This is a genomic window from Moraxella nonliquefaciens, assembly GCF_001679005.1.
GTDB classification, from domain to species: domain Bacteria; phylum Pseudomonadota; class Gammaproteobacteria; order Pseudomonadales; family Moraxellaceae; genus Moraxella; species Moraxella nonliquefaciens.
In genome coordinates this window covers 109013-127094 of record NZ_LXTW01000003.1, presented here as the reverse complement: position 1 = coordinate 127094, position 18082 = coordinate 109013, and the positions used below count along the sequence as shown (strand labels likewise).

Sequence of the window (18082 nt, the reverse complement as noted above, 5' to 3'; positions counted from 1 at the left end):
CTTAATTTTGCCTAAATTTTTATAAAAAAGCAAATAAATTTTAGGGATTTGACAACGGTAACCAACATTTGTCAAGATTTCCCAAAGAGTAAATAAGCGTACACATTTAAAGTCTTATAGATTTTGGCAAGTGCCTTAAACGCCTTGAACATAGCCCAACACATTTAACCAAAATAAATCCCCCATCACAGTCAAATCGCCAACCACTTTTTATAACCGCACCAGTCATGATTTTTGTAAAAATAAGGACATAATTAAGCATAATTAACTTGCCTAATCTGATAAGGTTGGTAAAATATGCCATTTATGATGATTTGATAAGATGATTTGACAATCAACAAAACCATCTGACCCCTTACCAAAAAACTCAATATCCAAGCATTCATCTCATTTAAGTGGTCAAATAGCCATTATAAGGTTTCACCTTAGTAGCCAAAAAGGAAAATATCATGCAAAACATACAACGTGAGTCAATGCAATTTGATGTGGTCGTGGTCGGTGGCGGTGTGTCGGGTCTGTCCTGTGCCATTCGCCTAAAACAGCTTGCCACAGAAGCAGGGCTTCATGAATTTATGGTTTGCGTCATAGAAAAAGGTTCAGAATTTGGTGCCCATATTTTATCAGGGGCGGTCATGGAAACCCGTGCGTTAGATGAACTTCTCCCCGATTGGCAAAACATGGATGCTCCCATCACGCTACAAGCCAAAGAAGACCGTGTGTATATGCTCCCAAATGCCAAAAAATCCATCAAACTGCCAGATGCCATCGTCCCTGCTAGCATGCACAACAAGGGCAATTATATCGTCTCACTGGGCAATGTGGTACGCTGGCTTGCCAAACAAGCAGAAAGCATGGACATCATGTTATTTGCCAATTTTAGTGCCAACGAAATTCTATACAATGCTGATGGCTCGGTGCGTGGCATTCAAACAGGAGACATGGGGGTTGATGCCAAGGGTAAGCCCAAGCCATCTTTTGAGGCAGGGTATGAACTTGTTGCCAAATATACCGTATTTGCCGAGGGCTGTCGTGGGCATTTGGGCAAACGCCTAATCAGTCGCTTTCATTTGGACAAAGGCAAAGACCCCCAACATTATGGCATTGGTCTAAAAGAGCTTTGGGAGATTGACCCTGATAAGCACGAAGAGGGGGTGATTTTGCACGGTTCAGGTTATCCACTTAACGACACAGGCACCAGTGGCGGTTGGTGGTTGTATTTTGCTCAGGATAATCAGGTCAGTTTTGGGTTGGTGGTGGATCTGTCCTATTCAAATCCACATCTTTCACCCTTTGACGAACTACAACGCCTAAAACTCCATCCCCTTATCCGCCCCATTTTAGAGGGGGGTAAACGCTTATCCTATGGTGCAAGAGCATTGACAAAAGGCGGTCTAAACAGTCTGCCTAAACTTAGCTTTGCAGGAGGGGTACTTGTAGGCGATGATGCTGGCTTTTTAAACCCCGCCAAAATCAAAGGCACGCACACGGCGATGAAATCGGGCATGCTTGCAGCTGAGGCGATTTTTAAAGCGATTCAAGATGGGCGAGAACATGACGAGGTCAGTGAATACCAAACCAATTTTGAAAACTCATGGCTGTTTGATGATGCCAAATTAGCCCAAAACTTCTCGCCTGCCATGCACCGTATGGGAACATGGCTCGGTGGTGCGTTTATCTTCGTTGAACAAAACTTATTAAGCGGTAAAATGCCACTCATCATCCATGACAACAGTCATGATTTTGCAAGTCTTGATAAAGCTGACCACGCTTATCAGCCTGATTATCCAAAACCTGATGGCAAACTCACCTTTGATAAATTATCCAGTGTGTTCATCTCAAATACCAACCATGCCGAGAACCAACCTTGTCATCTAAAACTGACCGACCAGAGTGTACCCATCAGTAAAAACTTACCGCTGTATGGCGAACCTGCTCGTCTGTACTGCCCAGCAGGGGTCTATGAGGTGGTGGCAGATGATGATGACCCAACTGGTGCAAGATTTGTCATCAACAGCCAAAACTGCGTGCATTGCAAAACTTGCGACATCAAAGACCCTGCCCAAAACATCACATGGGTAACCCCAGAGGGTGGTGGCGGCCCCAATTATCCAAACATGTAGGACGTGGATGGCTTTATTAAGACATTAATTAGCACTTGGCTTACCTACCATTTGCATCAACTGCTCAAAGTTACTGACCACGGCATAAGTGATGGGCATGGGCTGTTTATCCACTGTCTCATCTGTTTGACTTTGCCCCAGTTTATCAAAAAACACCCCAGCACTGGCAATCTTTTGTTTTTCACGCTCTCGCAAATCAATGGCATGGGCCGAGCCTTTGGTTTCAGCGACAAAATACACATGATGAACGCTGTCTTGGTTAAAAGCGATTGCCCAGTCAGGATTATAGCCCCCAAATGGGGTTGGTATGGTGAAGTTTTTGGGCAATTTGGCATACACCACCACGTCATTAACCGCTTGTTCTAACTCTGCAACAAATTCACGTTCAATTTGTGAATCGGTTTCTACATATTGCCAAACATGGCGAGTGGCAAAAGTGGCGTTGTCTGATAACAAAACATTACTCATAAAAATTTCATGGCTGTCATATCGTTCTTGGGTCAGCTCATAGGTGATGTTTTGTACAATCAGCTTGGCACTTTGTTCGCAAATAAGGCGACTGACCTCAGCGATAAAGGCCTCGGGGTGATGGTTGAATTGGGCAAAAACCGACGGCTCTATCTGGGCTAATATCGCTGCCACCGTACGGCGGGTTAGGTTGGTTTGGTCTGCCACTTGCCCAATAAGGTCATATTTGATGGGCGTTTGCACATGGGTGCTGTACTGCTCATGGTCAGTTTGCACTTTTTTAAAGCCCTCGCCTTGTTTGAGTGTGTTTTGGTCAATGTGGTCTTGTTGTTTGGCGGTTTTGATGACATAGGTCAATGGCAAAACAAAATGATTGTTACGCTCATGGCTGGTTTGGTTGATGGCGGTGATGCTGTCTTTTATCAATTTATCACTGTCTAGTTGGATTTGATAAATGGATTTTTGGTTAATCTGTCGCCATAGGGCTTGAAATTCCTTGCGGTTTAGGTTGTCTTGATTGATGATGTTTTTGGGTTTATTGGCATTGCCAAACATGGCATCAATGGCATTTGGATTGACCACGTTGCTGATGAGTTTATGGATTGAATGGGCAAAGGGTTGCAACTGGCTTGGCAAGGCAGGCAAGTTGTCATTGTCTTTGTCATCATGATATTTGCTTAGCAAATGTTCATCGTCATCTAAGTAGCCATGGGTAATGAGATAGCGATAAATCTGGTTGGCGGTGTTGGCATCTACCGCCATCTGCGTGCCCAATACACTGACCAGCGTTTTGCCTGTGAAATATTGGGGGTTGGCTTTATTGGGGCGATGTGCCAACCCATCAAACATCTCTTTTTGTAAATTGCCCACAAAGTCAGCATAACTTTCGTTGGTGATGAGTGTCAGATGATTCAGCTGCTGCACCTGACCTAAGGGCAAATGGTTGCTGTCCATGCGTGTGCCATGTTTGTCCACCGCCAAACGCAAGCCACGCCCCACTTCTTGACGACGAGAGATGACATTGTCCGAATGTTTTAGTGTGCAGATGGTAAAGACATTGGGATTGTCCCAGCCCTCACGCAAGGCAGAATGGGAGAAGATAAAGCGGACATTTTTGCGTGCACGCTGTTCATCGCTGTCGGTTGGCTCTGGAAACGCCAACAACGATTCTTTGTCCTTTAAAATCAAGTCATAGGCATCAATGTCATCAGCAACCAGCACGCTCTTGCCCAACTCTTCATCTTTGACGTTTTTGACCTTGGGGTCTACCATGTGGCGGTTTTTATCCACACTAAAATAGCCGTTATGGGTGTTTTGGGCCCTGATTGATGTTAGGTATTGATGATAAGGGTCATCTGCTGGCATCTTAGCCATACGCAAACTGACCTCTTCTTGATATGCCTTTTCAAAAATATCGGCATAGTCTCCGTTCATGGCATTGCCATCGTTGTCATATTGGCGGTATTTGGCAACCTCATCAATAAAAAACAGGCTTAATACCTTAATGCCCTTATAAAATAAGCGTTGTTCTGTGTCCAGATGGGAGCGTATGGTTTCTTTGATTTGGATACGGCGTAAATTGGCATCGTCCACATTGCCCTGCCCAACTTGCAACACAAGCCCATTGGCAAGCTCAACACTGCCAGCGGTGATGTCGGTGATGACATGGCGGTCTTTATACTGCTCGGCTTGGTTTGATACGGCGTATAAGTCATCGCCTTTTTTGAGTTGGCGAATGGCACGGCGAAAGTTACCTTGGGCGGTTTTAATTTCAAGCTCTAAGCGTGCGATGGGGGCTTTATTTGAGATGATGACATCTTGTAAATACAGATGACCTTGCGTGCCTGTTAAGCCTTTGATTTCAATGCTTTTGACGGTGATTTTTTTGACCAATTTTTGGTTATAGGCATCTAGGGCATCTAAGCGATAGATGAGGTTATAATCACGCTTATGGGTGGCAGAATAACGCAAGATAAACAGCGGATTAAAATTTGCCAATGATTGCAAGGTTTTATCCGCCCCCATTTTTTGCGGTTCATCAAGAATGACAATCGGACGGTTATGGCGTATGACATCAATGGGACGGCGAGAGCCAAACTCGTCCAATCTGGCGTAAATTTTGCGTGCTGTCTCGTTTTTTGCACCCTCTTTGATGGTATTAAAGGCCTGCACATTGATAATCATGATGTTAATGCCACCATCTAAGCTAAAACTCTCCAAATGGTGCAACGCCTTAGAGTCATAAATAAACGCACGTGGCTTTTTACCATATTCTGCCAATAAGTCATCTGCCATCATGGCGATGCTTTTGTTCACGCCCTCACGAATGGCGATGCTTGGCACAACGATGATGAATTTTGACCAGCCGTATTGTTTGTTCAGCTCAAAGATGGTGCGTAAATAAGTGTAAGTTTTGCCTGTGCCTGTCTCCATCTCAATGTTTAGGTTCAGCACGCTTTGGGTGAGATTGTCGCCTTTTTTGTTGTCAGCGGTGATAAGGCTGTCAGATTTTGGCAAGCCTTGATGGGTCTGAACGCTTTGAATGTTGGTTAAAATCTGATTTAAATCAAATAACGGAGCATTGGCAAATCCGATGGGTTCATCAATGTCTATTTGGGCGTTGTGGTTTTGCCCATCTGGGTTAAAGCCCAAATCCATTTGTTTGGCAAAACCGCTTGGCGGTGTCATCTTTTGTGTCATGTCTGAAACATGGTAAGCATGGTGGGCAAACCGCTCTTGTCCACCAAAGACATCAATCACCGCTTGCACGGCGTCTTTTTGATAAGCCAAAGGTTTAAAGGTGATTTTCATGTGTCAGCTCCTTAGATAATCAAATAAAACGCACGTCCGTATGGGGGCTAAGCTGTTTAAACCGCTCTTTGATGTTGGTTTTGTCATGGTCGGTGGCGATGGCACGTTCGCTGGTGATGAATTTTTGCGGATTTAAGGTGGCAATGTGGCTTATCATGTCTGAGTCTATATAACTTAGGCTTGCGATGAGTGCGTTATCGCCCACTTGGTAGATGGGGTTTTTGCCCAATTTACCAGAAATGTCGGTGCGTTTGATGGGTAGAGATAAGGGTATGCCTGTGTCTAGCTTGACCTCCTCCCCTTGCTAAAACAAGGGGATTCCCAATATCGCTACTGGGTGTTTCCTAATTCAACGAGATTGGCTTATGCAGACTAACTACACAAGACTGACATTCTCTCCAAAGGCAAGCCCCGCAAGCCCTGCGGTTAATATGTTTTTGGCAGCATTGACATCACGGTCATGGGTAATCTTGCATTCAGGGCAATCCCAATGGCGAGTATCAAGGCTTAAAAAAGGCAAAGTGTATCCACAATTACAGCAGCGTTTAGAGCTTGGGAAAAACTGGTCTATTTTGACTAAGCTTCTATCTGCCCAATCAGCTTTGTATTCTAATTGTTGGATAAGACCACCCCAACTTGCGTCCATAATATGCTTGGCAAGCTTGGGATTTTTAATCATGTTTTTTACACGCAGCGTTTCAACACAAATCACTTGGTTATCGTTGATTAATTTGCGAGATAACTTGTGCAAGTTATCTAATCGACAATCTAAGATTTTAGCATGAATACGAGCTACTTTCATTCTTGCTTTGGTGCGATTAGCCGAACCGAGTTTTTTGCGATTCAGGGCTTTTTGAGCCTTAGCAAGTTTGGTAGCGTATTTGGCTGTCAGACGAGGATTGTCAATTTTAAGACCACTGTCGGTAACAAACATATGTTTAATGCCAACATCAATACCAACGGCGGTATCAGATTTTGGCAAAATTTGATTATCAAATTCACACAGGCACGACACAAAATATCGTCCTGCACAGTCTTTGGTGATTGTGATGGTACTTGGCTTGCTTGGCAGATGCCTAGACCAACGAACATTAAGCGGTTGTTTGCTTTTGGCAATAAAAAGCTGACCGTCTGTGTATTTAAAAGCACTTTTGGTAAATTCAGCCGATTGCTTGTGAGTTTTCTTTTTGAATGTTGGGTATTTAGCACGACCCTCAAAGAAGTTTTTAAAGGCGGTTTGTTGGTGTCTAAGTACTTGCTGGGTGGGAACACACGAAACATCATTCAAAAAAGCGAATTGAGGTTGTTTTTTAAGCCAAGTCAATCTGGCATTGGCTTGAATATAGCCAATTTTAGTTTTGCTTTGGTAGTATTCATCAGTACGCCAACGCAAAATCGTGTTATAGACAAACCGCACACAGCCAAAGGTTTGAGCAAGCAGTTTGGCTTGTTCATCAGTTGGGTAAAAGCGGAATTTGTAGGCACGATGTTTCATAGCTCACATTTTATCATTAAAAATGTGAAATATCAATTTAACAACACAGCGTTTCTTCCATGCCCTAAGTCAATGATGGTGTGTGATAGCTCTTGTTTTAGCAGTTCAAAGTCTATGCCACGCTGGGTGATGGGGTATCCGTTTTTGTCTTTGATGATGTTACCTCTCGCATCGGTTTTTGCTTTTTCGCTGATGCAGTGGGGGAACAGCTGACAGATGCGGTCAATGTTGTTATCCACCAGGTTTGGGGTGTGCATTTTTGGGCTTTGTGCTGACATGGGATTATCCTTTTTGGGTGCTTAAACTGATTGCGACATCATTTTTATTTGTAATTAAGATTGATAATGGTGCTTATTTGATGCTTTTATCATCTGCTTCATAGACATCGCCACGAAAATAGCCACGTTCATGCTCATCATTACAAAAGAACAATTCACGCTCATCATCTGCCCCCTTGTGCAAAATACCCCGATAGGTGGCAAGTTCATGCCCACAATAATCGCATTGTCTGATGCTGGTGTCATCATCTGCTGTTGGAGATAAATGCTTGGGCGGTTTTGGGTACATCAGTTTAAAAAAAATCTTCATCACGATGGCGATGATGATAAGGTTGATTAAAAAAGCAAACATGGCATACATCAAGGGCAAAATAATGCCTACTATATCACAAAATGGGGCGATAGTGTGCTATACTAAACCGATTTGCCTGATTAAACTGATTGAACTGATTTGGCAAATCAAAGCCATCATTTCATCATTGCTTGCTCATAGATATGGATTGACAACAAGCGATAACCATCAATGTATTTTAGTGGATAATTAAAAATGCCAACAGAAAATTTTAGCGAAATTAGCACCCCAGACGGTACAATCACTTTTGCCATCATGCAAACAAATTTTTGGGTGGGTGACATCAAAGGCAATGTGGGCAAGATGAAAGCCCTTGCCTTGGATGCCAAAACACGTGGAGCGGACATTGTCATCTTTCCTGAACTGGCACTCGTCGGCTATCCGCCAGAAGATTTGCTACTTCGTCCTACACTATCAGAGCGTGTCAAAGTTGCCATGAACGAACTTGCCAAGATAGAAGACATTGTCATCATTTTGGGTTATCCACATGTGGATAATCACGGTACATTTAACTCAGCGGCGATATTGCAAGGTGGCAGCCAAAAAGGTTTTTATCATAAACAATGCCTGCCAAATTATGGCGTTTTTGATGAAAAACGCTACTTTACAGAAGGTCGCAATCAAGTCCTCTTTGACTACAAAGGGCTGACCATAGGACTGCTTATCTGCGAAGACATTTGGCATGACAAACCCATCAAAGCACTCAAAGATGAAGGGGCACAAATGGTGGTCGTGCTAAATGCCTCCCCCTTTGAAATTGGCAAACAAACAGAACGTAAAGCACTCATCAATCGCCAGTCATCAACGCACAAACTGCCCATCATCTATGTCAATACCGTCGGCGCCCAAGATGACATTGTCTTTGATGGTGGTTCTATCATCAGTCAAGACGATGGCAAAATTGCTCACGAAGGGGCAAGATTCTTAAATCAGCTCATCATGGCAACCTTTGATGTATCCAGTGGACGTTTTGACACCCAAACCAAACCCCCGCTAGATTTATCCGAAGAATCACAAATTTATCAGGCTTTGGTGGTTGGTCTGCGTGATTATGTCAATCGTTCGGGCTTTAAGGGTGTGATTGTGGGTCTGTCAGGAGGCATTGACAGTGCGTTGGCTCTTGCCATCGCCGTTGATGCGTTGGGGGCTGATAAGGTCTATGCGGTCATGATGCCTTATGAATACACATCACAGATGAGTCTGGACGATGCCGCCGCCCAAGCCGCTCGCCTAAATGTCTCTTACACCATCTGCCCCATCCATGATGCAGTGGCAGGACTCAAATCCACACTTGCACCACTGTTTGTCGGGTCAACTCCTGATGTTACCGAAGAAAATCTACAAGCTCGGGCAAGAGGTGTGATACTCATGGCTTTGTCCAACAAATTTGGGCATATGGTCATCTCAACTGGCAACAAATCAGAAAATGCGGTCGGTTATGCCACACTCTATGGCGACATGGTAGGTGGGTTTGACGTCCTAAAAGATGTCTATAAGACCGATGTCTATCGTCTGGCAGATTATAGAAATCGCTTAGAAGATGAACCTGTCATCCCTAAACGTGTCATCACTCGCCCACCATCGGCTGAATTGCGTCCTGACCAAACTGACCAAGACAGCTTGCCTGATTATGCTCTGCTTGATGCCATCTTAAAAATGTATATTGATGAAGATTTGGGCTACAAAGCCATCTGTGCAGCAGGCTTTGACCCTGTGGTCGTTGAACGTGTGCTGACGATGGTAGACAAATCTGAACACAAACGCCGTCAAGGGGCAATCGGTACTAAGATTAGCAAAAAATCCTTTGGGCGTGAACGTCGTTACCCACTTGTTAATGGCTGGTCGCTTACAGGAGAGTTTTGACAGGGTATCAAGCCTAAGGCATCTTTACCATTACCATCAAATTAAAAATATCGCCAAAAATTTCAACGTACACGATACCATGTAAACGATTAAATGGTTAAATGGTTAAATGGTTAGATTGATTATTTTCATTATAAATGCCAAAGACAGCAATGCCCCATAAAAAAAGCTCGCCTAAGCGAGCTTTTTTATTGTTAAGGGTTATTCACTTTGACCAAATTCACTGGCAAATGCTGCTGCAAGGTCAACTTCGGCATCTGTTTTGGCAAGCAATGTATCAACAGGGTTGGCGTATGGGTCTTCGGTAACGGTAATCACAGGCTCCAAACCACGCTCAGCCAAGCGTTGGCGGTTTTGATGATATGCCAAACCAGTACCAGCAGGAATCAAACGACCAACCACCACATTCTCTTTAAGACCTGACAAGTCATCTACTTTGCCCATCGTTGCCGCTGCCGTTAAGACACGTGTGGTCTCTTGGAATGATGCCGCTGAGATGAACGACTCTGTTGCAAGCGATGCTTTGGTAATGCCCAGCAACTGACGCTCATAGGTGATGGGGGATTTACCATTGGCGGTGAATTCTTCGTTTAGGGCACGTACTTTGGTGTATTCCACCTGATCGCCTTTAAAGTAGCTAGAATCACCTCCATCAATCACCTCCACCTTACGAAGCATTTGACGGATAATCACCTCAATGTGCTTATCATTAATCTTCACACCCTGCAAGCGATAAACCTCTTGGACTTCCTTGACCACATAATTTGCCAATGCTGTCTCACCTTTTAGACGCAAGATGTCATGTGGATTTTGAGGGCCATCAGAGATAACCTCGCCACACTCCACATGTTCGCCCTCAAACACGTTGATTTGACGCCATTTTGGAATCAACTCTTCATGCTCATTACCCTCTTCGTCTGTGATGATAAAGCGGTTTTTGCCCTTAGTCTCTTTACCAAATGACACCGTACCACTGACCTCTGCCATGATGGCATGGTCTTTTGGCTTACGAGCTTCAAACAAATCAGCCACTCGTGGTAGACCACCGGTGATGTCTTTGGTGCCTGATGTGGCTTGTGGCACACGACCGAGTACCGAACCTGCTGCTACTGTCTCACCCTCTGACACACGAATCACAGTCTCAGCAGGTAGGAAATAGACCACCTCACGCCCGTCTGTTGTGTCTAAGATGATGGCAGGACGCAAATCCTTGGATAGGCTTGGACGGTCTTTACCTGCCAACACCTCAAAGGAGCTCATGCCTGTGGTCTCATCTACCTTGACAGTTGCGGTCATGCCATCTGCAATATCGCTAAACCGTGCCGTACCAGCAAATTCGGTAATGATTGGATGGGTGTGTGGATCCCATTTGGCAATAACATCGCCTGCACTCACCTCATCACCATCACGCACCAAAATGTTAGAACCATATGGCACTTTATAACGTTCACGCTCACGACCTTGGGAGTCTGTCACGCCAATTTCAGCTGAACGTGATACAACCACCAAATGACCATCTGTATGCTCTACGGTCTTCATGTTATGAAAACGTACCGTACCGTTATTACCCACAGACACACTGTTGTCCACTGATGCGGCACTTGCTGCACCACCGACGTGGAAAGTACGCATGGTCAGCTGTGTACCAGGTTCACCAATAGACTGTGCTGCCATAACACCAACCGACTCGCCAATATTAACCAAATGACCACGAGCCAAATCACGACCATAACACTTAGCACACACACCTTGCGTTGCTTCACAGGTAATGACTGAACGTACATACACCTCATCGATGGCGTTGTTATCTAACACTTCAACCAAACGCTCATCAATGAGCGTACCTGCAAGAATAATCACCTCGCCGTCGTGATTGACGACATCTTTGGCAGTTACACGACCCAGCACACGATCACCTAAACGCTCAACAATATCACCACCCTTAATCACAGGGGTTATAAGCTGTCCTGCATCAGTACCACAGTCATCATGGGTAATCACCAAATCCTGTGCCACGTCCACCAAACGACGAGTTAGATAACCTGAGTTGGCAGTTTTTAGGGCGGTATCAGCAAGACCTTTACGAGCACCGTGCGTTGAGATAAAGTATTGGAGTACCGTCAAACCTTCACGGAAGTTCGCCTTGATGGGTGTCTCAATGATAGAGCCATCTGGTTTTGCCATCAAACCACGCATACCAGCAAGCTGACGAATCTGAGTGGCACTACCACGAGCCCCAGAATCTGCCATCATATAGATAGAGTTAAAGGATTTTTCCCTCTCAATCTCACCTTGACTGTTTATCACCTCATCAGTCGATAAGTTATCCATCATCGCATTGGCGATTTTATCAGATGTACGAGACCAAATATCAACCACTTTGTTATAGCGTTCACCTGCGGTAACAAAACCACCCTCAAACTGCTGTTCAATCTCACGTACCTCGGCGTCCGCAGCATCGACAATCTCTTTTTTGTTTGGTGGAATCACCATGTCTTCCATACCGATTGAGATGCCTGATAGGGTCGCTTGGGCAAAGCCTAGATACATCAAATGGTCAGCAAACAGAACGGATTCTTTGACGCCCAATTGACGATAACATGAATTTAGTAGCTTAGAGATATTTTTCTTGGTCATCTCTTTGTTGCATTCTTCAAAAGCCATACCCTCTGGCATGATATTCCAAATAAGCAAACGCCCTGCAACTGTGTCTTTGATTTCGGTTTTGGTGGTTTTCTCACCCGTTTTTTCATCCAAAATCGTCTCAGTAACACGCACTTTGACCTTGGCATTAACCGACAAATCATCAGAGCCAATGGCACGTAAAGCCTCATTGACGGTGCTAAATGTCATATTTTCGCCCTTGGCATTGACATGACTGCGACTGATATAGTACAGACCAAGTACCACATCTTGTGATGGCACAATGATCGGGTCACCGTTGGCAGGCGATAAAACGTTATTGGTAGACATCATCAAGGCACGAGCTTCAAGCTGAGCCTCTAAGGTTAATGGCACGTGAACCGCCATTTGGTCACCGTCAAAGTCGGCGTTAAACGCTGCACATACCAAAGGATGTAGCTGAATGGCCTTACCCTCAATAAGAACAGGCTCAAAGGCTTGCAAGCCCAGACGGTGAAGCGTTGGGGCACGGTTAAGTAGCACAGGATGCTCACGAATGACGCTTGCAAGCATGTCCCACACCACAGGTTCTTCACGCTCTACCATTTTTTTGGCAGCTTTGATGGTTTGGGCAATGTTATTTTGTAACAGTTTGGCATAAGTAAATGGCTTAAACAACTCTAATGCCATTTTCTTGGGCAGACCACATTGGTGCAGACGCAAGGTAGGGCCTACCACGATGACCGAACGACCAGAATAGTCTACACGTTTACCCAGCAGGTTTTGACGGAAACGACCTTGTTTGCCCTTAATCATATCAGCAAGCGATTTGAGTGGACGCTTGTTTGAACCTGTGATGGCACGACCACGACGACCGTTATCTAAGAGTGCATCTACCGCCTCTTGGAGCATACGCTTTTCGTTACGTACGATGATGTCAGGGGCATTAAGTTCAAGCAGACGTTTTAGACGGTTATTACGATTGATGACACGGCGATATAAATCATTCAAATCAGAGGTGGCAAAACGACCGCCTTCAAGTGGTACCAAAGGGCGTAGGTCAGGTGGCAAGACAGGCAATACTGTCATCACCATCCATTCAGGCTTATTACCTGAATCACGGAACGCTTCTAGCAGTTGCAAGCGTTTTGACATTTTTTTAAGCTTGGTCTCAGAGCCTGTTTGGGGAATGGCAGTACGAAGCTCATCAATCTCACCATCAACATCAATGTCTTTTAACAAATCTTGAACAGCCTCTGCACCCATTTTTGCGATGAATTCATCGCCGTATTGTTCTAGGGCATTAAAATATTGCTCATCATCCAAAAGTTGATACTTTTCAAGGCTTGTCATGCCAGGGTCGGTTACGATATAGCTTTCAAAATAAAGCACACGCTCAATATCACGCAGGGTAATATCAAGCAACAGACCAATGCGACTTGGTAAGGATTTTAAGAACCAAATATGTGCCACAGGACTGGCAAGCTCAATATGACCCATGCGGTCTCGGCGAACTTTGGCAGTAGTTACCTCCACACCACATTTTTCACAAATAATGCCTTGAAACTTACGGCGTTTGTATTTGCCACACAGACATTCAAAGTCCTTCACAGGCCCAAAGATCTTGGCACAAAACAGACCATCACGCTCAGGCTTAAAGGTACGATAGTTAATGGTTTCTGGCTTTTTAACCTCACCATGCGACCATGATTTGATGGTATCAGGACTTGCCAAAGAAATTTGAATGCTGTCAAACTCTTTTAGCCCACCATCAGCAGGGCTTTTCATGATGTCTAATAAATCTTTCAAATGACTTCTCCGTTTAGTTTTATCTCATCGCAAGCGGATGCCCATCCAAAGACAAGCACCCAACTTAACAGCAATTACTTTTTCTCTTTTAGGTCAATATTAATACCCAAAGAGCGAATTTCTTTGGTCAGTACGTTAAATGATTCTGGCATGCCAGGATTCATGTATTGTTCACCATCGACGATGTTCTTATACATGCGTGTACGACCCTCAACATCGTCCGACTTCACAGTAAGCATCTCTTGTAAGGTGTAGGTTGCACCATATGCCTCTAACGCCCAAACTTCCATCTCACCAAAACGCTGACCACCAAATTGTGCTTTACCACCCAATGGTTGTTGGGTTACCAGTGAATAAGAGCCAGTTGAACGGGCGTGCATTTTATCATCAACCAAGTGGTTCAATTTAAGCATGTACATATAGCCGACCGTAACAGGGCGGTCAAATTTCTTACCTGTACGTCCATCATATAGCGTTTGCTGACCTGATTCATCAAGTCCTGCCAACGTAAGCAGCTCTTTGATTTGAGTTTCTTTGGCACCATCAAAGACAGCCGTACCCATTGGCACACCAGCACGCAAATTATCAGCCATGGCTAGGATGTCTTCATCGGACAAACTGTCCAAATCCACCTGTTCGCCACCGACTTGATTATAAATCTTATCTAAGAATTCACGAAGCTCACCAACAGCAACTTGCGAACGTAACATGGCATTAATCCTATCGCCCAAACCACGTGCCGCCATGCCCAGATGCGTTTCTAGCACCTGACCGATGTTCATACGAGATGGTACGCCAAGTGGGTTTAATACGATATCCACAGGATTGCCATTTTCGTCATAAGGCATATCCTCAACTGGCATGATGCGAGAGACGACACCCTTGTTGCCGTGACGACCTGCCATCTTGTCACCTGGCTGGATGCGACGTTTTACCGCCAAATATACCTTCACGATTTTTTGCACACCATGAGCCAAATCATCACCTGCGGTTAGTTTGGCTTTTTTTCTGGCAAATTTATCATCAATCTCTTTTTGCTTATCGGTTAAGTAATCAGCAATCTGAGTGAGACGTTCAGAGATTTCCTCTTCGGCAGGTTGAATGTCAAGCAAGGTTTCAAGTGCTAAGCTCTCCATGTCAGTACCTGTTAGTACCGTACCTGCTTTAAAGCCTGCACCGCCTGAGACTTTTTTACCATCTAACAAGGTGATGATGCGACCACGTGCCGCCGCTTCAAAAATAACAAGCTCTTCTTTTAGGTCTTTACGATAATCATCAAGCATTGCTTTTTCAATGGCTTTGGCACGGCTGTCTTTTTCCAATCCATCACGGGTAAAGACTTGCACGTCAATAACCGTACCTTTGGTTGATGATGGCACACGCAAAGATGTGTCTTTAACATCCGCCGCTTTTTCACCAAAAATGGCACGAAGTAACTTCTCCTCTGGGGTCAGCTGACTTTCACCTTTTGGTGTTACTTTACCAACCAAAATATCACCAGCATCCACCTCAGCACCGATATAGACAATACCCGCTTCGTCAAGATTAGACAGAGCTGCCTCGCCCACGTTTGGAATATCGCCTGTAATCTCTTCTGGCCCAAGTTTGGTATCACGAGCCACACAAGTTAACTCTTGAATGTGAATCGTGGTGAAACGGTCTTCTTGAACCACTCGCTCAGAGAGCAAAATAGAGTCCTCAAAGTTATACCCATTCCATGGCATAAACGCCACACGCATGTTTTGACCCAAAGCAAGTTCACCCAAATCAGTAGATGGGCCATCAGCCAAGATATCACCACGAGCAATCACATCGCCAGCATTGACAATGATGCGTTGGTTAATACAGGTGTTTTGGTTGGAGCGAGTGTATTTGATGAGGTTATAAATATCAATACCTGCCTCACCTGCGATCATTTCAGCATCATTGACACGTACGATAATACGACTGGCATCAACCTCTTCAATCACACCGCCACGTTTGGCGACAACACACACGCCACTGTCACGAGCAACATGGCGTTCCATGCCTGTACCCACAAGCGGTTTATCAGCACGCAAGGTTGGTACTGCTTGACGTTGCATGTTTGAACCCATCAAAGCACGGTTGGCATCATCATGCTCCAAAAATGGAATCAAACTTGCTGCCACTGACACCACTTGGCGTGGCGAGACGTCCATATGTGTTACTTTATCAGGACTCATTCGTACCGATTCACCATGATGGCGTACCATAACCATCTCTTCGGTCAGTTCGCCATGTTCGTTCATGGGTGAATCTGCTTGGGCAACAACAGCCCCAACCTCTTCAATGGCAGACATGTATTCAATGTCATCGGTTACCTTACCATCAACAACACGACGGTAAGGCGTTTCTAAAAACCCAAAGTTATTGGTCTTGGCAAAAACCGCCAATGAGTTAATCAAGCCAATGTTTGGACCCTCTGGCGTCTCAATCGGACACACACGACCGTAGTGCGTGGTGTGTACATCACGAACCTCAAAGCCTGCACGCTCACGAGTTAAGCCACCAGGACCTAAGGCAGAGACACGACGCTTATGGGTAATCTCTGATAATGGGTTGTTTTGATCCATAAATTGCGACAGTTGCGATGCACCAAAAAATTCTTTGATGGAAGCTGCCACAGGCTTAGAGTTGATCAAATCTTGGGGAGACAGATTGTCAGATTCGGCAACAGTCAAACGCTCTTTGACAGCACGCTCTACTCTTGCAAGTCCAATGCGGAATTGATTCTCGGTCATCTCACCAACCGAGCGGATACGACGGTTACCCAAATGGTCAATATCATCAACCTCACCACGACCATTACGAATTTCAATCAACTCTTTTAGTACATCAACAATGTCTTGATTGGATAACACACCCTGTTCACGTTGCACATCAATACTGTCGCTATTTACAAAATCACGACCCAAACGGCGGTTAAACTTCATGCGACCAACATTTGACAAATCATAACGCTCATGGCTAAAAAACATGGATTCAAATAGTTTTTCAGCAGTTTCTAAGGTTGGTGGCTCACCTGGACGCATGATTTTATAAATCTCAATGAGTGCCTCTTCACGTGTATTAATCGTGTCAGCACGTAGCGTATCAGCGATATACGCTCCATGGTCAATGTCATTGGTAAATAGGATTTTAAAGGCTTTGATATCTTTATCAATGAGTTTAATAAGCAACTCATGATCAATCAAGCTATTAGCACGAGCAATGACCTCATCATGATAAATCACATCTTGGGCAAGGACACGCTCATAAAGATACTCATCAGGCACAGCTAATTTAGTCATACCAGATGCTTGGATTTCTTTGATACGGCGTGCGTTAATGCGTTTGCCTTGTTCAACAATCACCTTGCCATCGGGTGAGACAATGTCAAATTGTGCCATCTCGCCTTGTAGACGCTCAGGTACAAGCTCAATCTCAAAACCACTATCCCCTTTAAAAACATCTACGGTCTCAAAGAATGTGGATAAAATATCGGCAGTATTCATACCGATGGCACGCAGTATAATAGTTGCAAGCAATTTACGGCGACGGTCAATACGAGCATACACCAAATCCTTGACGTCAAATTCAAAGTCAAGCCATGAACCACGGTAAGGAATGATACGAGCGTTATATAACACTTTACCACTAGAATGCGATTTACCTTTGTCGTGGTCAAAGAATACGCCCGGTGAACGGTGCAACTGTGAGACAATCACACGTTCAGTACCGTTAATGATGAATGTACCATTATCGGTCATGAGTGGCATCTCACCCATATACACAACTTGCTCTTTGATATCTTTAATCGCCGCTTTACTCTCTTTATCTTTGACATCTTTGTCTTTGACCACCAAACGAATCTTGACACGCAGTGGAGCGGCAAAGGTTGAACCACGCATGATACATTCACGTTCATCAAACTCAGGTTCACCCAAATAATATTCAATAAACTGCAACTCAGCATTACCAGAATGGCTGGTTATCGGAAAAATAGATGAAAATGCTGCTTGCAAACCAATATTAGCACGGGCAGCAGGTTTTTTGTGTTCTTGTAAAAACTGCTCGTAAGAATCCACCTGAATGGCGAGCAAGTACGGCACGTCCATCACATCAGGCAGACGAGAAAAACTTTTACGAATACGTTTTTTTTCAGTATAAGAATATGCCATTAAGAATCCTTACGTTAAACTAAGAAAAGCACTCTGATTGAGTACCAGAAAGAAACTACCAACCCTCAAAAATCAATCACTGC

Annotated in this window: 10 protein-coding genes; 3 read left to right on the top strand and 7 right to left on the bottom strand. The window is 44.5% G+C overall.

What is annotated here, in order from left to right:
* Positions 1 to 449 precede the first annotated feature (449 nt).
* Complete coding sequence (locus A7456_RS01760) at positions 450 to 2120, top strand: electron transfer flavoprotein-ubiquinone oxidoreductase (RefSeq protein WP_067006938.1); 1671 nt, start codon at positions 450 to 452, stop codon at positions 2118 to 2120.
* 24 nt (positions 2121 to 2144) lie between these two features.
* On the opposite strand, the gene A7456_RS01755 is transcribed toward A7456_RS01760, so the two are convergent.
* The 5 genes from A7456_RS01755 to A7456_RS01735 form a co-directional block, all read right to left on the bottom strand.
* Entirely contained in the window at positions 2145 to 5399 is a 3255-nt protein-coding gene (locus tag A7456_RS01755; protein ID WP_067006935.1) for a restriction endonuclease, read from the bottom strand.
* Positions 5400 to 5418: 19 nt separating this feature from the next.
* Positions 5419 to 5628 carry a hypothetical protein gene (locus tag A7456_RS01750; RefSeq protein WP_067006933.1) on the bottom strand — a complete coding sequence of 70 codons (210 nt, stop codon included), beginning with the start codon at positions 5626 to 5628 and terminating at the stop codon, positions 5419 to 5421.
* Between the two features lie 147 nt (positions 5629 to 5775).
* Positions 5776 to 6894, bottom strand: coding sequence for an RNA-guided endonuclease InsQ/TnpB family protein (locus A7456_RS01745; RefSeq protein WP_067006931.1), 1119 nt, complete (start codon positions 6892 to 6894; stop codon positions 5776 to 5778).
* 32 nt (positions 6895 to 6926) lie between these two features.
* Positions 6927 to 7172, bottom strand: coding sequence for a hypothetical protein (locus A7456_RS01740; RefSeq protein WP_067006929.1), 246 nt, complete (start codon positions 7170 to 7172; stop codon positions 6927 to 6929).
* Positions 7173 to 7245: 73 nt separating this feature from the next.
* Positions 7246 to 7524 (bottom strand): hypothetical protein, encoded by a 279-nt coding sequence (locus A7456_RS01735; RefSeq protein ID WP_067007363.1) that lies wholly within the window; start codon positions 7522 to 7524, stop codon positions 7246 to 7248.
* A 22-nt stretch (positions 7525 to 7546) separates the two neighbouring features.
* Between A7456_RS01735 and A7456_RS11575 the strand changes: the two genes are divergently transcribed.
* Both A7456_RS11575 and A7456_RS01725 read left to right on the top strand, forming a co-directional pair.
* Entirely contained in the window at positions 7547 to 7717 is a 171-nt protein-coding gene (locus tag A7456_RS11575; protein ID WP_197940246.1) for a hypothetical protein, read from the top strand.
* A gap of 2 nt (positions 7718 to 7719) precedes the next feature.
* A complete protein-coding gene (locus A7456_RS01725) occupies positions 7720 to 9387 on the top strand; it encodes an NAD+ synthase (RefSeq protein WP_067006924.1) in 1668 nt (555 codons plus the stop codon).
* Positions 9388 to 9588: 201 nt separating this feature from the next.
* Here the strand turns inward: A7456_RS01725 and rpoC are convergent, their stop codons facing one another.
* A complete protein-coding gene (gene rpoC, locus A7456_RS01720; RefSeq protein WP_067006921.1) occupies positions 9589 to 13818 on the bottom strand; it encodes a DNA-directed RNA polymerase subunit beta' in 4230 nt (1409 codons plus the stop codon).
* Between the two features lie 74 nt (positions 13819 to 13892).
* Entirely contained in the window at positions 13893 to 17999 is a 4107-nt protein-coding gene (gene rpoB, locus A7456_RS01715) for a DNA-directed RNA polymerase subunit beta (protein ID WP_067006918.1), read from the bottom strand.
* Positions 18000 to 18082: the final 83 nt, after the last annotated feature.

Excerpts from the sequence above, each read along its gene's own strand:
- A7456_RS01745 (WP_067006931.1), bottom strand. The coding sequence starts at position 6,894 with ATGAAACATCGTGCCTACAAATTCCGCTTTTACCCAACTGATGAACAA.
- A7456_RS01755 (WP_067006935.1), bottom strand. The coding sequence starts at position 5,399 with ATGAAAATCACCTTTAAACCTTTGGCTTATCAAAAAGACGCCGTGCAA.
- A7456_RS01735 (WP_067007363.1), bottom strand. The coding sequence starts at position 7,524 with ATGTTTGCTTTTTTAATCAACCTTATCATCATCGCCATCGTGATGAAG.
- A7456_RS01740 (WP_067006929.1), bottom strand. The coding sequence starts at position 7,172 with ATGTCAGCACAAAGCCCAAAAATGCACACCCCAAACCTGGTGGATAAC.
- rpoB (WP_067006918.1), bottom strand. The coding sequence starts at position 17,999 with ATGGCATATTCTTATACTGAAAAAAAACGTATTCGTAAAAGTTTTTCT.
- A7456_RS01760 (WP_067006938.1), top strand. The coding sequence starts at position 450 with ATGCAAAACATACAACGTGAGTCAATGCAATTTGATGTGGTCGTGGTC.
- A7456_RS11575 (WP_197940246.1), top strand. The coding sequence starts at position 7,547 with ATGCCTACTATATCACAAAATGGGGCGATAGTGTGCTATACTAAACCG.
- A7456_RS01725 (WP_067006924.1), top strand. The coding sequence starts at position 7,720 with ATGCCAACAGAAAATTTTAGCGAAATTAGCACCCCAGACGGTACAATC.